At 70.3% G+C, this 15443-nt stretch carries 14 protein-coding genes and 1 pseudogene; 5 read left to right on the top strand and 10 right to left on the bottom strand.

What is annotated here, in order from left to right:
* Positions 1 to 19: 19 nt before the first annotated feature.
* The 6 genes and pseudogenes from ACTOQ3_RS12295 to ACTOQ3_RS12270 all read right to left on the bottom strand — a co-directional run bounded on the left by ACTOQ3_RS12295 (position 20) and on the right by ACTOQ3_RS12270 (position 3292).
* Positions 20 to 142, bottom strand: coding sequence for a hypothetical protein (locus ACTOQ3_RS12295; RefSeq protein ID WP_440083509.1), 123 nt, complete (start codon positions 140 to 142; stop codon positions 20 to 22).
* Entirely contained in the window at positions 139 to 384 is a 246-nt protein-coding gene (locus ACTOQ3_RS12290) for a hypothetical protein (RefSeq protein ID WP_440083508.1), read from the bottom strand. Before ACTOQ3_RS12290 ends, ACTOQ3_RS12295 begins: the two co-directional genes overlap by 4 nt.
* Positions 385 to 506: 122 nt before the next feature.
* Positions 507 to 650 (bottom strand): annotated as a pseudogene (locus tag ACTOQ3_RS12285) (ArsR/SmtB family transcription factor); the annotation flags it as partial.
* Position 651: 1 nt separating this feature from the next.
* Positions 652 to 1881 (bottom strand): MFS transporter, encoded by a 1230-nt coding sequence (locus ACTOQ3_RS12280; protein ID WP_440083507.1) that lies wholly within the window; start codon positions 1879 to 1881, stop codon positions 652 to 654.
* Positions 1868 to 2029, bottom strand: a complete 162-nt coding sequence (locus ACTOQ3_RS12275; RefSeq protein WP_440083506.1) for a hypothetical protein — start codon at positions 2027 to 2029, stop codon at positions 1868 to 1870. Before ACTOQ3_RS12275 ends, ACTOQ3_RS12280 begins: the two co-directional genes overlap by 14 nt.
* A gap of 240 nt (positions 2030 to 2269) precedes the next feature.
* Positions 2270 to 3292, bottom strand: coding sequence for a LacI family DNA-binding transcriptional regulator (locus ACTOQ3_RS12270; protein WP_440083505.1), 1023 nt, complete (start codon positions 3290 to 3292; stop codon positions 2270 to 2272).
* A gap of 107 nt (positions 3293 to 3399) precedes the next feature.
* Here ACTOQ3_RS12270 and ACTOQ3_RS12265 point away from each other — a divergent pair, with 107 nt between their 5' ends.
* The 5 genes from ACTOQ3_RS12265 to ACTOQ3_RS12245 are packed head-to-tail and all read left to right on the top strand — an operon-like array spanning position 3400 to position 8386.
* Positions 3400 to 4761: an ABC transporter substrate-binding protein gene (locus ACTOQ3_RS12265; protein WP_440083504.1), complete on the top strand. Its 1362-nt coding sequence runs from the start codon at positions 3400 to 3402 to the stop codon at positions 4759 to 4761.
* Position 4762: 1 nt separating this feature from the next.
* Positions 4763 to 5653 carry a carbohydrate ABC transporter permease gene (locus ACTOQ3_RS12260; protein WP_440083503.1) on the top strand — a complete coding sequence of 297 codons (891 nt, stop codon included), beginning with the start codon at positions 4763 to 4765 and terminating at the stop codon, positions 5651 to 5653.
* Positions 5650 to 6474 carry a carbohydrate ABC transporter permease gene (locus ACTOQ3_RS12255; protein WP_440083502.1) on the top strand — a complete coding sequence of 275 codons (825 nt, stop codon included), beginning with the start codon at positions 5650 to 5652 and terminating at the stop codon, positions 6472 to 6474. The genes ACTOQ3_RS12260 and ACTOQ3_RS12255 overlap by 4 nt, the downstream gene beginning before the upstream one ends.
* Complete coding sequence (locus tag ACTOQ3_RS12250) at positions 6471 to 7325, top strand: ROK family protein (RefSeq protein ID WP_440083501.1); 855 nt, start codon at positions 6471 to 6473, stop codon at positions 7323 to 7325. The genes ACTOQ3_RS12255 and ACTOQ3_RS12250 overlap by 4 nt, the downstream gene beginning before the upstream one ends.
* Entirely contained in the window at positions 7322 to 8386 is a 1065-nt protein-coding gene (locus ACTOQ3_RS12245; protein WP_440083500.1) for a glycoside hydrolase family 68 protein, read from the top strand. The genes ACTOQ3_RS12250 and ACTOQ3_RS12245 overlap by 4 nt, the downstream gene beginning before the upstream one ends.
* Before the next feature lie 153 nt (positions 8387 to 8539).
* Here ACTOQ3_RS12245 and ACTOQ3_RS12240 read toward each other — a convergent pair whose 3' ends face one another.
* From ACTOQ3_RS12240 to ACTOQ3_RS12225, 4 genes are all read right to left on the bottom strand, one after another.
* Positions 8540 to 11275, bottom strand: a complete 2736-nt coding sequence (locus ACTOQ3_RS12240; RefSeq protein ID WP_440083499.1) for a beta-L-arabinofuranosidase domain-containing protein — start codon at positions 11273 to 11275, stop codon at positions 8540 to 8542.
* A gap of 150 nt (positions 11276 to 11425) precedes the next feature.
* Entirely contained in the window at positions 11426 to 13078 is a 1653-nt protein-coding gene (locus ACTOQ3_RS12235; RefSeq protein ID WP_440083498.1) for a glycoside hydrolase family 27 protein, read from the bottom strand.
* An 11-nt stretch (positions 13079 to 13089) separates the two neighbouring features.
* A complete protein-coding gene (locus tag ACTOQ3_RS12230) occupies positions 13090 to 13284 on the bottom strand; it encodes a hypothetical protein (protein ID WP_440083497.1) in 195 nt (64 codons plus the stop codon).
* Between the two features lie 13 nt (positions 13285 to 13297).
* A complete protein-coding gene (locus tag ACTOQ3_RS12225) occupies positions 13298 to 15133 on the bottom strand; it encodes a family 43 glycosylhydrolase (protein ID WP_440083496.1) in 1836 nt (611 codons plus the stop codon).
* Positions 15134 to 15443 lie beyond the last annotated feature (310 nt).

Raw genomic sequence — 15443 nt, 5'->3', positions numbered from 1 at the left:
CCAGGTCCGCCGGCCCCGCTCAGGGACGCGCGCCGGCCAGCAGCCAGACGGTGGAGACGAGCAGGCGGGCGGCGGCCGCCAGGCCGGGGGCCTCGGCCGCCGCTGATGGCACGGGCGAGGAGACGGGGGCCGGGGAGCTCATCCGCAGCATCCGCCGGGGGCGTCACCGGCGGTGGCGGCGACCGGGGTGGCCGGTGCCCGGCCGCAGCACCCGGTCTGGGCGGCCTGCCCGGCCTCGGCCGTACCTCCGCAACACGACACGGCCACGGAGACGGCGTCGTCGGACGCGGTGGGAGCGGGGCCTCCGCAGCACCCTCCGGCCGCGGGCGGGGTGAAGGCTTCCAGCAGGTCCCCGATGAATCCGCCGGTGCTCTCGCTTGCCATGGTGTGCCCCTTTCGGATCGGTGGCGCACGTTCTCGCGCCGCACCGATCATCGGATTTGATGGATATCTAAGTAGCCCCAGCGTTCCATCTTGATTAGATAGCTGTCAAGTTAGAGAGACATCTAATCAAAACGGCGCGCCCAGCCGGCCACCGCCGAGGGGACGATCCGGTAGCGGACCCAGGTGCCGCGGCGCTCGGAATCGATCAGCCCGGCCGTCCGCAGGGTCTTGAGGTGGTGGGAGATCGTGGGGGCGCTCAGGCCGAAATCATGCGCGGTGGTGGGCGACCAGCGCGAGCGCGGCGACGGCGCAGGCCACCGCGACGGCCGCCATCACCCACGTGTAGCCGGCCGCCTGGGCCAGCGCGACCGCGCCCAGCGGGGCCAGCGCCTTGTCTGCGACGGAGAAGGCGGCGACGCGGCCCGACCGCGAGGCGTAGGCGCTCGTGCCGTAGCGCCGCAGGAGCAGGTGCGGCAGGGTGATGGAGGCGATGCCGAAGCCGAGCCCGAACCCCAGCACGCAGCCGATGGCGCCCGGCACCGTGCGCCCGGCCAGCGGGAGCAGCGCGGCGGCGACGCCCTGCAGGGTGAAGATCGCGGCGGCGATGAGATCGGCGGGCAGGCGGCGTTGCAGGCCGGTGGTGAGCAGGCGTCCGGTCACCGACAACACTCCCAGCAGCCCGGCCAGCGTGGCGGCCAGGACGGGTGAGTGCCCCAGGTGGATGAGGTAGGTGATGAGCAGGACGGCCATCACCGCCGCCGCGCCGCCGTTGGCGGTGAAGGCGATCACCAGCAGCCAGAACGGCCGCCGGCGGGTGGCGGCCCTGACGATTTCGGCCCGTTCCCGGGTCGTGACCGGCCGGTGCCCGGTGCGGGCGGGGCGGCGCACGACGAGCGCGTGCAGCGGGATCGCCGCCACGCCGTAGATCACGGCCAGGATCACCAGGGCGGTGCGCCAGCCGTAGGAGTCCACCAGCAGCCCGGTCAGCGGCAGGAAGATGGTGGAGGCGAACCCGGCGACGACGGTGAGCGCGAGCAGGGCGTTGGCCCGGCCGTGGCCGGGACCGTCGAACCAGCTGACGATGACGGCGAAGGCGCTTTCGTACAGCACCATCGCGCACGCGACGCCGATCGCGGCGAAGACCGCGTACAGCTGGGGCAGGTTCTCGACCCGTGACCAGGCCAGGACGGCGAGCGCGCCGATGACCGACCCCGTGGTCATCAGGCCCCGGCCGCCGTGGGCGTCCAGCAGGCGGCCGACCGGCGGGGCGCACAGCGCGGCGATCAGGATCGAGCCGGTCAGCGCGGCGGCGACCTGGGTGCCGGTGGCGTGCAGGTCGGCCGCCATGGGGGTGAGGAAGACGGAGAAGGCGTAGTAGAGCACGCCGTAGCCGATGGTCTGCGTCACGGCCAGGGCGGCGACGACGCGCCGGCCGTGACGTGCCGGTGCGGCTTCGGCGCCGGTCGACGGCCGGTGCTCGGCCTCAGCAGCCGTCAACGTCACCGCCACCGACGGTGACCAGCGGGAGCGGGGCGGCGAGCAGGCCCACCGGGCCCGCACCGATCACCACCACGGGCGGCTCGCCACCCTGGGACGTGAACGGCTCGATCCCCACGGCCGCCGTGCCGCGCTGTCCATCGCTCATGATCGTTTCTCCCGTGAGTCGCGTGCTGATCGTCAGGGGTGCCGGGATGGAGGTGGAGTCCGGTCCATTGAGCCCTACCCGCCCCCCATCTGATTAGAGGAATGTCTAAGTAGAGCCCGGCCCACCTCATTGATTTGATGATTGTCAATATAGATGGGGGCCTAAGTTGTGAGGTGCGGATACCCGGCGGCTCCCACCGTCCGTCGGAGTGAAATGCCGGGTCGGCTCATCCCGCGCGGGTCACGCGGGCGCGACCGACTCCCGGTGTCTCACCGGCATGGCGACCCGGTGCACCCGGCCGGGTTCGGACTCCTCGCCCATCTGGGCGAACAGCACCTCCACCGCCTTGCGTCCCAGTTCGTGGTGCGGCAGCGCCACGGTCGTCAGCTTGGGCCGTATCCACGACGCGATGGGGTGGTCGTCGAACGACACCACTGACACGTCCCCGGGAACGGAGAGCCCGGCGTCGCTCAACGCCTGGTAGGCGCCCAGGGCCAGCCGGTCGTTGAGGCAGATCAGCGCCCGGGGCCGGTGGCCGGCCAGCAGGGACCGGGTCGCGGCCAGGCCTTCCTCGGGTTGCCAGTCGGCGCAGACGCGGGCTCCGGCGATCCTCAGGCCGGCCTCCTCGATGCCGGTCAGGCGTTCCACCGCCGCGACGCTGGTGGCGGGCACGTCGCGTGACCTCGGTCCGGCCCCGATCAGGTAGACGTCCTCGTGGTGGCCCGCCTCCAGGAGCACCCGGGCCGCCGAGCGGCCGGCCCCGACCTCGTCGGGCACGATCGACGGCAGGTCGGAGGCCGGCCTGGGCAGCGCGTTGAGCAGCACGGCGGGGCCGATATCCTTCGGGACCTTGATCGTCCGGGTGTACATGGCGGCCAGGATGATGCCGTCGACCTGGCGGTCCTGCATGGCGTGCAGCAGGGCGCGCTCCAGTTCGGGATCGCCCTCGGTCTCACCGATGAACAACATCACGCCGCGCTCGCGGGCGGCCTCCAGGGCGCCCTTGATCATGTCTCCGGCGAGGCGGGAGGTCGCGACGGTGTCGGAGACGAAGCCGATCGTGCGGGTCGTACCGGTGCGCAGCCCGATGGAGACCGCGTTCGGGCGGTAGCCCAGCTCGTCCGCCGCACGCAGTACCTTCTGCTCGACGTCGTGGGAAATGCGCAGCTCACGGCCCCTGCCCGTCATTACGAGCGAGGCGGTGGTACGGGACACTCCGGCGGCCTGGGCCAGATCGGCCAAGGTGACCCGACGTCGACTCACGGGAGGGACCTCCAACATTCCAACCGAATTACGGGGCCTTGACACCGTCGGATGCGTGCGGTGAGACTATCGCATCGCTAATCCGATTTAGCAAAGGGAGACGCACCATGTCTCGTCGAGTTCACTCCCGCCGGAGCCGCGTGGCGATGGTGGTCATCCTGGGGGGAAGCCTGGCCGCCGCCTGCGCGGCGCCGGGAAGCGGCACCGCGCAGCCGACGGCCGCCGCGTCGTCGTTGTCGGCCGCGCCGACCTGCGGCACCGCGCCGGTCACGCTGAAGGGCTACTTCGAAACCGGGTTCCCCCTGCCCAAGGCGCTCACCGCCGAGTTCACCAAGCAACACCCGAACGTCACCTGGGACATCCGCGAGGACCAGTTCGCCGTGATCACCCAGAACGCCCCGCGCGTGCTGGCCGACGACCCGCCGGACCTGATGCGCCTTCCCCAGGTCTCCGAGCTGGTCAAGAACAACCTGCTCAAGAACCTCGACGAGTACGCCAAGGTCTACGGCTGGGACAAGTGGCCCGCCTCCCAGCTCGAACAGATGCGCATGGCGCCCGGCGGCGCCGTACGGGGTGAGGGCTCCCTCTACGCCATGGGCCTGAACTTCTCCATGACCGGCGTGTTCTACAACAAGAAGCTGGCCGAGCGGATCGGCATGACCGACCCGCCGGAGACCCTCGCCGACCTCGACGCCGCCCTGGCCAAGGCCAAGGACGCGGGCCTGGCGCCGATCGCCCAGTTCAACGGCGGCGCGACCGGCGGCCTGGCCTTCCCGCTCCAGGACCTGATGGCCTCCTACGGCCCGCCCGCGCCGATCAACGAGTGGATCTTCCAGAAGTCCGGCGCGACCATCGACACCCCGGCCAACCTCCAGGCGGCCCGGCACCTGGAGAAGTGGGTCAAGGCCGGATACTTCTGGAAGGACGTCAACGCCGTCGACTACGCCACGATGATGAGCCGCTTCATCGGCGGCGACGGCCTGTTCATGTTCAACGGCGACTGGGAGTCGGGCAACCTCGACAAGAAGATGGCGGGCGACATCGGCTTCTTCCTGATGCCACCGGCCCAGGCCGGCGGGAAGCGGGCCGCCATGTCGGCCCCGCTGGCGTTCGGCATCGGGGCGAACGCCAAGAACACCGACTGCGCCGCCGCGTTCCTCGACTGGGTCGCCACCGACACGCAGGCACGTACGATCGGCGTCCAGATCGGCGGTTCCCATCCGATGGGCCCGGCCGACGGGCCGATGCCGCCGGTGGCGGAGGACAGCGTGACCGAGAGCACGCTCGCGGCGGGCGCGCGGATCGCGCGGGACAACGGCGCGATGGACTTCATCGCCAACGCCACCGGCGCGATCTACGCCAAGAGCTGGACCCCGAACCTGCAGAAGCTGGTGGCCGGGGAACAGACCCCCGAAGGCCTGCTCAAGAGCGTGCAGGCCGACTACCAGAGCCAGGTCAAGGGAGGCTGAGGTGAAGGCGGCCGTGAGACGGCGGAGCGGGCCGAGATGGGCCGGCTGGGTGTTCGTGCTGCCCGCGGCCGCGTTCTATGTCGTGTTCGTGATCCAGCCGCTGGCCATGACGGTGCAGTACTCCCTCTACAGGTGGGACGGCATCGGCGTGGCCACCTGGACCGGGGTCCAGAACTACCTGCGGGTCTTCACCGACCCCGACCTGTTCGCCTCCATCCTCAACGCGGTGAAACTGATCGCGTTCTTCAGCGCGGTCCCGGTCGTGCTCGGGCTGGCCATCGCGGCGACGATCCGCCGCATCGCCACCAGCCGCCTCGCGCTGGTGGCCCGTACGGTCATCTTCCTGCCGCAGGTCATCCCGCTGGTCGCGGCCGGGATCACCTGGAGCTGGTTGCTGTCCTCGACCGGGCTGGTGAACCAGATCCTCACGGCCGTCGGGCTGGAGAGGATCACCCGCGCCTGGCTGGGCGACTTCTCGACGGCTCTGCCGGCGGTCGGGGTGATCGGCGCCTGGGTGCTCCTGGGACTGTGCACGCTCCTGCTGCTGGCGGGAATGAGCAAGATCGATCCGGCCCTGTACGAGGCCGCGCGCCTCGACGGCGCCGGCCCGTTCCGCGAGTTCCTCTCGATCACCCTGCCCAGCCTGCGGCAGGAGATCGGGGTCTGCGTCACCGTCACGGTCGTGGCCGCGCTGGCCAGCTTCGACATCGTCTACATCTCGACCCAGGGCGGGCCCGGCAACGCCAGCATGGTGCCCGGCCTGGAGATCTACTACCTGGCCTTCTCCGAACGCCAGGTCGGCCTCGCCTCGGCCCTCGCGGTGGTCCTCACCGTGCTGGTGATCGCGTGCGCGCTGCCGATCCAGTGGCTCACCAGGGAACGCAAATCATGATCTTCGATCGTCGTGAGGCCTGGACCGGCAGGGTGTTGCTGCTGGTGCTGATGGCGGCCACGCTGATGCCGTTCGTCAGCCTCCTCGTCACCGCGCTCCACCCCTCGGGCAGCTACCCGCTGGGTCTCGAGTGGCCCGACGACCCGCAGTGGGGCAACTTCGTCACCGCGTTCACCGCCGCCCGGATGACCGAGCTGCTCACGTCCAGCGCGCTGATCGTGCTCGGGGTGGTGCCGATCTCGCTGGTCATGGCCACCATGGCCGGATTCGCCATCGGGCACCTGCGCATCCCCGGACGGCGGTTCGTCTTCGTGGCGTTCCTGCTGGGGCTGACGTTGCCGTTCGAGGGCATCATCACACCGCTCTACTACCTCGTGCGCGACATGGGCGTGCTGAACACCCGGTGGGCGATCATCCTGCCGCTGATCGGGCTGTTCATGCCGTTCTCGGTGTTCTGGATGCGGGCCCACTTCGTGAACATGCCCGAGGAGCTGTCCGAGAGCGCCCGCATCGACGGCGCCGGAACCTGGCAGCTCTTCTGGCGGGTGCACGTGCCGCTGGCCGCCCCGGCGACCTCGTCACTGGCGATCCTGCTGTTCCTGTGGACGTGGAACCAGTTCCTGCTGGCCATCGTGCTGGTCGACGACCCGCTGCAACGCACCATGTCCGGGGCTCTGGGGGCCTTCCAGGGACAGTGGGGCACCGACATCCCGCTGCTGTGCGCGGGCTCGCTGCTCATCCTGACCCCCACGCTCGCGGTGTTCCTGATCTTCCAGCGGCGTTTCGTCACGGCTCTGCTCCAGGGTTCACTGAAGGGATGACCATGTATGGAGCAGTCGAGGCCGGCGGCACGAAATGGGTGTGCGCGCTCGCCGACACCGACGGAAGGATCGTGGCCACCGAGGTGGTCCCGACGACGACCCCCGACGAGACCGTCCCGGCCGCCGTCGGCTTCTTCCGCCGCCATCCCGCCCCCGCGGCGGTCGGCGTCGCCACCTTCGGGCCGGTCGACCTGGCGAGCGGGCGCATCACCGCCACCCCCAAACCCGGCTGGTCGGGCACCGACGTGGTGACACCCTTCCGGGAGGGGCTCGGGGTGCCGGTCGGGCTCGACACCGACGTCAACGGTGCCGCCATCGGTGAGCTGCGCCACGGCGCCGGGCGGGGGCTGCACACGCTCGCCTACATGACCGTCGGCACCGGCGTCGGGGTCGGGGTGATCGTCGGTGGGCGCCCGCTGCACGGGCGCACCCACCCCGAGGCCGGGCACATGCGGCTGCCCCACGACACCGCGCGCGATCCCTTCCCCGGCGCGTGTCCCTTCCACGGCGACTGCCTCGAAGGGCTGGCCTCGGGGACGTCGATGCGGCAGCGCTGGGGGCGGCCCGCGCAGGAACTCGGGGACGGCGAGCCGTGGGAACTGGAGGCGGAGTACCTGGCGCTGGCCGTGCACAACCTGGTCGCCGTTGTGTCTCCGCAGGCGGTGATCATCGGTGGCGGGGTCGGCGGCCGGCCCGGCCTGCTCGACCTGGTCCGGGCCCGCGCCGCCGAACTGGCCGGTGGCTATCCCCTGGACACCGTCATCACCCCGCCGGGACTCGGGAACCTGTCCGGGATCACCGGCGCGGCGGAACTGGCCCGAGCGGCCCTGAACGGAGACGAGAACGAGTGAGCACGACGACCCGGTGGACGCGGCGCCATCTCGACCTGATCACCGGGGACCCGGCGACGACCGCACCGCCCATCCTCGGCCCCGTCGAGGCGGCGCTGCCCGGCCTGGACCTGTGGGACATGTGGCCGATCCAGGAAGAGGACGGTGCCACCGCCCTCTTCGACGGCCGCGAACTCTGGATGGGCCTGACCGCCCCGGCGGCCGGCCACCCGGAGGACCGCCACGACGTCGCCCGCATCCGCCTGCTCACCCTGGACGAAGGGAAGTGGATCGACCTCGGGAACGTCTTCCCCGACGGTGGGTCACCGGGCAGCCGCGAGTGGTCCGGCACGGCGATCCGGCGTACGGACGGCACCGTGTCGGTCTTCTACACGGCGACCGGGCACCGCGACGAGAAGCGGCCCACCTTCGTGCAACGAGTGGTCGAGGCGCGTCTGCCGCTCGACGGGAGACCCGGGCAGCCGAGATCGGCCGAGCATCGGGAGATCGTACGTTCCGGCGGCGGGTTCTACCTTCCGGCCGACGAACGCGAAGGGGGGCCCGGGCGGATCCGGGCCTTCCGCGACCCGGCCTGGTTCCGGGGCCACCTGCTGATCGCGGCCTCCGTTCCGTGGGGCGACCGCCACATGGGTGCCGTCGCGCTGACCGGCCCGGAGTCCGAGGGACTGCCGCTGCGCCCGCCGCTCCTGGTCGCCGACGGGATCAACCGCGAGATCGAACGCCCGCACATCGTGGCCCACGGCGGCCTGCACTACCTGTTCTTCTGCACCCACCGCCAGTCGTTCGAACCGGAGGGCGCCGCCCCGACCGGCCTGTACGGCTTCGTCTCCGCGACGATGGAGGGCCCCTACGAACCCCTGAACGGCTCCGGCCTGGTCATCGGGAACCCGGCGGCCCAGCCCGACCAGGCCTACGCCTGGATGGTGCTCGACGACCTGCGCGTGGTCAGCTTCCTCGACTACCGGGGCCCGGTCGAGCGGGCCCACTTCGGCGGGACGGTCGCCCCGATGCTGAGGCTGCGCCTGGAAGGCCCCCGCACCCGGCTCGAACCGGTCACCTGAGGAGGGGGGCCGGGCCAAGGGCCCGGCCCCCCTTTTTTCGCGTCGACGCGCGAAGGGCCGTGCGGTCACACGCCCGTGACGGTCCGCCGGTCGCCGGCGATCAGGTCCCGGTTCCTCGTGACCGTGGCGCCCGCGTCGTCCATCGTGGATCGCTCACAGGAATCGCCACAGGCGGTCGTTGCCGCCGGTGTCGTCGGCCAGCACGATCTGGGCGCCCTGCGCGGTGGATCCGCCGCTGACGCCCAGGACGCGGCCGCCGTTGGCGCACTGGATGCGGAAGGAGCCGTTGGTGCCGTACCGCAGGCGCCAGCGGTGGTCGTTGGCGCCGGTGTCGGACCACTGGAGCACCCGGGCGCCCGCGCTCGTCGAGGCGTTCTCGACGCCGAGGACCTTGCCGCTGTTGGAGTTGCGCAGCTTGAGGTAGCCGCCGGTGCTGGTCACGGCCGTCCACAGGTGGTCGGCGGTGCCCGTGTCGCCCCACTGGACCACCAGGCCGCCGTCGGCGGTGGACATGTTCGTCACGCCCAGCACCATGCCGCTGGCGACGTTCTGGATGCGGCGCGCGCCGGTGGGCAGGAAGCGCCACTGGTTGTCGCCGCTGCCGTTGTCGGGGTCCTGGACGGCCTGCGCGCCCTGGCTCGTGGAGCCGTTCAGGATGGCCAGCAGCTTGTTGCTGTTGACGTTGCGGATCTTGTGGGTCCCGTCCCCGACGTCCACGAGCGTCCACCGGTGGTCGGCGGTGCCCGTGTCGCCCCACTGCAGCACGCGGGCGTTGTCCGTGGTGGCCATGTTCTCCACGCCCAGGACCTTGCCGCTGTGGACGTTGCGCAGCTTGACGGCGTTGCCGTCCACGACCAGGACCCAGTCGTGGTCGGCGGTGCCGTTGTCCGCCCACTGCACGGCCAGGCCGCCGTCGGCCGTGGACATGTTCTGGACGCCGAGGACGAGCCCGGTCGCCGCGTTCTGCAGCCGGAAGCTCGCCGTCCCCGTGCCGACCTGACCGTTGGTGCTCCAGTAAACGGTGTAGTTGTGGCCGTGGGCGTCGTGGAACGGGATGAGGTTGACGGTCGCGGAGTTCGCGGTCGCCGTGAACGTGAGCGCCGAGGTGCTCGTCCGGGTGACCGACGCGGGGTTCAGCGACGGCAGCGCCGACAGCGCGGTGTTGCCGTAGTTGCCCGACAGCACCAGCGGCCCGTAGGTGACCGCCTGGACGTTCTGGTTGTCGTTGGCGGCCTTCATGACCACGCGCATCGGCAGGCGCACGGTCACGGTGTCGCCCGAGGTCCACGACCGGGTGATCGTCGCGTACGAGCCGGGCGTGGTGGCGATGTCCTGCTGGACGTCGTTGACGCTGATCGTGGCGCCGCTCGTCCAGGAGGGGATGCGGACGCGCATCGACCACGAGCTGCCGACGTCGCCGGTGACCTGGAGCGAGACGGTGTCGCTCGCCGGGAAGGAGGTCGTCTGGGTGACCGTGATGCCGCGCTGGCTCCAGTCCAGCACCGACGGGGTGAACAGGTTCACCGTCAGCGTCGTGCCGTTGTGGAAGTAGATGGAGTCCATCAGCTTGGTGTTCACTTCGATACCGGTGCCCTGGCAGCACCAGAAGGAGTTGTAGTCAGTGCTCCAGGTGCCGCCGCCCCAGGCGGGACCGACACCCCGGCGGCCGCCGGGGTTGAGCGGGGTGAAGTAGGTGATGTGCCCGTGGGCGTCGGCGGGGTTCTGCTGACCGATGAGGTGGTTGATCAGGGCCCCCTCGTAGTAGTCGAAGTAGTCCGCCCGGTTCGGGTCCAGCAGCCACAGCTCCCGCGTCAGTTTCAGCATGTTGTAGGTGTTGCAGGCCTCGGCGGTGTCACGCGCCAGGTACCCGGCGATGGCGTTGGGCGCCCGGAAGTGCTCGGCCTGGCTGTTGCCGCCGATCACGTAGGTGTGCGCGCCGGTGGTGATACGCCAGGCGTTGGAGGCGATGTCGCGGTAGCGGGTCGTGCCGGTGGCCTTGTACTCCCGGGCGGCGCCGATCCACTTGGGCACCTGGGTGTTGGCGTGCAGGCCGTTGAGCTGGTCCTGGTTCGCCGCGAGCGGGTTGAACACGTTGTTGTGGTCGAACCGCTGGGCGGCGGTCAGCCAGCGCGCGGTGCCGGTCTGCTGGTACAGGTCGGTCAGGACGGCGTTCATCCCGCCGAACTCGGTGCCCAGCATGGCCTGCATCTGGCTGGAGGTCAGCCGGCTCGTCCGCCAGTCGACCCACCCGGCCAGCGCCAGCAGCACGTCGCGAGCCTGGAGGTTGCCGATGTAACGCCACACGTCGAGCAGCCCGGCCAGGGTCTTGTGGATGCAGTAGTACGGCACGTTGCCGTTGCTCAGCGTGCGGGCCTCGAGCGCGGTGATGTCGGACTCGGGAAAGCCGGAGAGGTAGCCGGTGTTGAAGCCGGCGGCGCCGTTGTTGGCCTGGCACTTGGCCAGCTCGGCGACCATGGTGTTGGCCTTGTCGCGGCAGGTGGTGTCACCGGTCACCGCGTACGCCTGGGCCCAGGCGGTCAGGAAGTGCCCCTGCATGTGGCTGCGGAAGGGGAAGCTGGGGGCGTCCCAGCCGCCGTTGGCCGCCGCGCCCTGGGTGGACAGGCGGTGGTTGGCGCGGAAGACGTACATCAGCCGGTTGACGTCGACGAACCGCAGATAGGACAGGGTGCGGTTCTGGTTGTCCAGCCAGCGGCCGGAGGTCAGGCGCACCCGCCCCAGCTCGAACGCGTAGGCGGACACGCCGATGTCGGGTCGGACGGGGGCGATCTCGGCGAAGGCGGGTGCGGCGCCGGTGAACTGGCCCGCGGCGGTCGCGGCGACGGTGAGGCCTGCAGCCTGGAGCAACTGGCGTCGGCTGAGGGGTGACATGTGAACTCCCAGGGGGGTGGAGTGGAGGGGGCCGTGTGAACCGCCGGTGTCCGCCGCCGTCTCGGGGCCGGCATGGACGGCGTCGACGGCGGCGAGCGGGTTCCGGCGGTTCACGTGGTCATGAGGAATCGGACTTCGAGCGGGTTGTGATCAGATGCGGTTCCACCGCTGGTTGCTCTGGCCGTTGCAGGTCCAGATCTGCAGCTTGACGCCGTTGGCGGTGGAGCTGTTGGGCACGTCCAGGCACTTGTTCGCACCGAGGGCGGTGATGGTGCCGTCGGAGTTGAACCGCCACTTCTGGTTGTTCTGCCCGTTGCAGTCCCAGATGAGGACGCCGGTTCCGTCGGCGGTGCCGTTGTTGTTGACGTCCAGGCACTTGTTGCCGTAAACCCGCAGCTCACCGGCCGCCGTGGAGGTCCACTGCTGGTTGCTCTGGCCGTTGCAGTCCCAGATGTTCACCAGGGTGCCGTTGGTCTGGGAGGCGCCGGTCACGTCGAGGCACCGGCCCGATCCCACGCCCTGGATGCGGGACGTGGACGCGGTGGGCGTGGGAGTGGGAGTGGGGGTGGGGTTGGGCGTGCCGCCGCTGACCCGGTACACGACGGTGCCGTGCGCCGGCACGCTCGCCGAGATGTTCCCGGTGGTCGAGGTGACGGCGTTGCTCCAGGCGTCGCGCAGGCCGAAGGAGTTGCCGGACAGGCCGATGGCGGACGCGGTGGTGCTGATCGTGGTCGTGCTGCCGCCCTGGTTGAACAGGGCGACCGCGACGTCGCCGTTGCTCAGGCGCTTGGCCAGGATGCGGCGCGTGCCGTCATTGCTGATCTGGGTGGCCTGGAGGCCGAGCGTGTCCTGGTTGATGGCGATCAGGTTCTGGTTCTTCAGGATCGTGCTGGTCGCGCTGTCCATGTTCCGGACGTCGTTCCCGGCGATCAGGGGCGAGGCCATCATGGCCCACAGCGCGAAGTGGCTGCGCATCTCGGTGTCGTTCATGCCGCCGCGGCCGACTTCCATCATGTCGGGGTCGTTGAACTGGCCGGGCTTGGCGTACGAGGCCAGCGGGACGGTGACGTTGACGATGTTCTGGATGCCCATCGGGTAGCCGTTGGTCTGACCGGTGTTCCAGGCGTTGGTGATGTCCTCGGTCGTGCGCCAGATGTTGGCGATGTCGCCCCAGTTGCGCATCGGGCCGGTCTTCTCGTGGATGCTGTTGGGGTTGATGCTGTAGAGGATCGGCCGCCCGGTCGCCGCCAGCGCGTCGCGCATCCTGGCGAAGATGCGTACCTGGTCGTCGATGGTGCCGGTGGGGGAGCACCAGTCGTGCTTCAGGTAGTCGACGCCCCAGGCGGCGAACTGCCGGGCGTCCTGGACCTCGCGGTTGAGGCTGCCGGTCGCGCCGGGGTAGGAGCCGAAGTACTGGGCGCAGGTCTTGTCCAAGGGGGCCTGGTAGATGCCGAACTTCAGCCCTCTGGCGTGCAGGTAGTCGCCGAGCGCCTTCATGCCGCTCGGGAACCGCGACAGGTTGGCCTGGAGGTTCCCGGCGGAGTCGCGGTTGGGGTCCATCCAGCAGTCGTCGACGACGACGTACTGGTATCCCAGGTCGCGCATGCCGTTGCTGACCATGGCGTCGGCCGTCTGCTTGATCAGGGTCTCGTTGATGTTGCAGCCGAAGGTGTTCCAGGTGTTCCACCCCATCGGCGGGGTGCGGCCCACGCCGTTCTCCAGGGCCTGCGCCTGGGTGGCGGGGGTGAGCGCCAAGGTCAGCGCCGCCAGGCTCAGCAGCACACGTGCTCGTTGTTTTCTCATTGATGTCGCTCCTAGCGATGGTCAGGCGCAGAGGACCGGGGGGTGGTCGCGCTGTCGCCGGTCATGGGGCCGAAGGTGGTGCTCGTGCCGGCCGCGGGCGAGCCGTTCCACCGGGGCGGGACGAAGGTGGTGCTCTCGCCGGCTGGCCGCTGGACGACGAGGGTCGTGACCGCGACGGCCGTCAGCGGTGACCGGTGTCCTGGCATGGCGCGTCTCCCGTCACTGGAAGGAGGCGTCGTCGATGTAGAGGTTGTCGGTGCCCGCGGCCGTCTCGACGTAGAAGGAGGCGTTGGTCAGTGTCCCGGTCCACGAGACCGTCGCCGTGCCGGTGAGCTGGGTCCACCCGCCGGCGTTGACCGTCTGCGCCGGGGTGAGCTGGAGGTAGCTCGTCGTGCCGTTCGCGGTGAGCGTCAGGGTCGCCTTCGCGCTGGGGGTGCCGCTCTGCGAGCGGACCCACACGCTCGTGGTGTAGCTCTTGCCGTTGGTGAGCTGCGCGGTCACGTTCTGGTGCGGGCCCTGCCAGGCGGACGTACGGCCGGAGTTGAGCAGGGACCGGCTGCCGCCGTGAGCCACGGTGGTGGCGGAGGACAGGGTGCCGCCGGAGCTGGTCCAGCTCGTCGTGCCGTCCTCCATCGTGCCGTTGGCCAGCAGGTTCCCGCCGCTGCCGCCGCTCGGGGCGAACTGCCACCAGTTGAGGTTGAACAGGTAGCCGCTGCCGCCGGTGAAACGCAGGTAGAGGTCGCGGGTGCCGGTCGCGCCCGACACCGGGCAGGTGACCGAGGTCCAGCTCTGCCAGCCGCCGGTGCCGGGGACGGTGCAGGTGCCCACGAGGGTGCCGGTGGCACTGCCGAGGCGCACTTCGATCCGGCCGCCGCTGGTGCCCGAGGCCACCCGGGCGGTGAAGGAGGACGCCCCGGTGCCGAAGGCGACGCCCTTGACCTTGACGTGGTCACCGTTCTCGATGAAGCCGACGTTCATGCCGCCTTCGCCGGAGGCCTCGGTCTCCACCCCGGACGCCCAGGCGATGGTCTCGGCCTCCTGGCGGACGAACGGGTCGAGGGTGCCGACCTGCGGTGGCCCGGCGGTGGTCATGTTGATGGTCGGGATGGTGCCGTCGGCGTTGTAGGTGAACTTCTCCACGGCCACCGAACGGGTGTAACCGCTGCCGCCCGGCAGGGCGCCGTTGTGGTAGAAGAAGTACGAGCCACCGGCGAAGTCGACGATCCCGGCGTGGTTGGTGAAGCTCGACCCCTGCCTCGGCATGATCGTTCCCCGGTAGGTCCACGGCCCGGTGGCGCTGGGGGCCGTTGAGTAGCCGATGAACTCCGAGCAGCACTCGGCGGCGAACACGTTGTAGTAGAGGCCGTTGCGCTTGAAGACCCACGGCCCCTCCTCGTAGAGGGTGGGACGGCTGGCGTTGCCGTTCCGCGTGCCGAACCCCGCCGTGGTGAGCGGAATCTGGGTCGCGCCGCCGGAGAAGGAGATCATGTCGGTGTTCAGCCGGACGTACCACAGGCGGGGGTTGCCCCAGTACAGGTAGGCCTGGCCGTTGTCGTCGATGAACGCGTGCGGGTCGATCTCGCCGTTCTCGACCAGCGGGCGGCCCAGCGCGTCCCGGAAGGGCCCGGTGGGGCTGTCGCCGACCGCGACGCCGATGGCCATTCCGCCGGTCGCCCGGTTCCGCACCGGGACGTACCAGTAGAACTTCCCGTTGCGGGGGATGACGTGGCCGGCCCAGGCGTTGGCGTCGGCCCAGGCGAAGGTGGCCAGGCTCATGGGGGAGCCGTGGTCGGTCCAGTTGGCCATGTCCGTGGAGGAGTACACCCGCCAGTCGCGCATGGTGAAGTACGTCGAGCCGTCCTCGTCGTGGCCGGTGTACACGTACACGCGGCCGTTGTGGACGAGCGGCGCCGGGTCGGCCGTGTAGATCGTCTGCACGATCGGGTTGTCGGCCCTGGCCAAGGACGGGAGCAACGTGGTCAGCAGGAACAGGCTCACGGTCCAGAGGACCAGGCGGCGAGATCTCCTCCTGGCCGCGCGAAGTAGGGGTCTCACCTGTTGTCTCCCTTGGGCGGTCTCGACGGGGGGTGTTGGTGGCCCCGGACGCGGCGGCTCAGAGCGCTCGCCGCGTCCGGGGCGGTTCAGGGGGTGATCAGCAGGGGGAGTCGCTCCGGGTCGGCAGGATGATCTGGGCTCCCTGCGTGACCCTGGGGGCGGGCTCGGCCTCGCGCCGAGCCCGCCCGCTCCGACGTCAGGAACGTCTGAGCCGGATCGGTGTCACACCGGTCAGCGCTGCAGTGTCAGCAGGCCCGGCCGGTAGGGCAGGAGGCCGTATTCGACACCGTCGGAGTTGGGGTTGCGGCCC

It is taken from the genome of Streptosporangium sp. LJ11 (assembly GCF_051918945.1).
In the GTDB taxonomy this organism is placed as follows: domain Bacteria; phylum Actinomycetota; class Actinomycetes; order Streptosporangiales; family Streptosporangiaceae; genus Streptosporangium.
The sequence above is the reverse complement of the archived record's forward strand: the minus strand, read 5'-3'. Positions and strand labels throughout refer to the sequence as shown.

Coding starts and splice junctions, on each gene's coding strand:
- ACTOQ3_RS12290 (WP_440083508.1), bottom strand. CDS start 384: ATGGCAAGCGAGAGCACCGGCGGATTCATCGGGGACCTGCTGGAAGCC.
- ACTOQ3_RS12265 (WP_440083504.1), top strand. CDS start 3,400: ATGTCTCGTCGAGTTCACTCCCGCCGGAGCCGCGTGGCGATGGTGGTC.
- ACTOQ3_RS12255 (WP_440083502.1), top strand. CDS start 5,650: ATGATCTTCGATCGTCGTGAGGCCTGGACCGGCAGGGTGTTGCTGCTG.
- ACTOQ3_RS12235 (WP_440083498.1), bottom strand. CDS start 13,078: ATGAGAAAACAACGAGCACGTGTGCTGCTGAGCCTGGCGGCGCTGACC.
- ACTOQ3_RS12275 (WP_440083506.1), bottom strand. CDS start 2,029: ATGAGCGATGGACAGCGCGGCACGGCGGCCGTGGGGATCGAGCCGTTC.
- ACTOQ3_RS12250 (WP_440083501.1), top strand. CDS start 6,471: ATGACCATGTATGGAGCAGTCGAGGCCGGCGGCACGAAATGGGTGTGC.
- ACTOQ3_RS12240 (WP_440083499.1), bottom strand. CDS start 11,275: ATGTCACCCCTCAGCCGACGCCAGTTGCTCCAGGCTGCAGGCCTCACC.
- ACTOQ3_RS12230 (WP_440083497.1), bottom strand. CDS start 13,284: ATGCCAGGACACCGGTCACCGCTGACGGCCGTCGCGGTCACGACCCTC.
- ACTOQ3_RS12295 (WP_440083509.1), bottom strand. CDS start 142: ATGAGCTCCCCGGCCCCCGTCTCCTCGCCCGTGCCATCAGCGGCGGCC.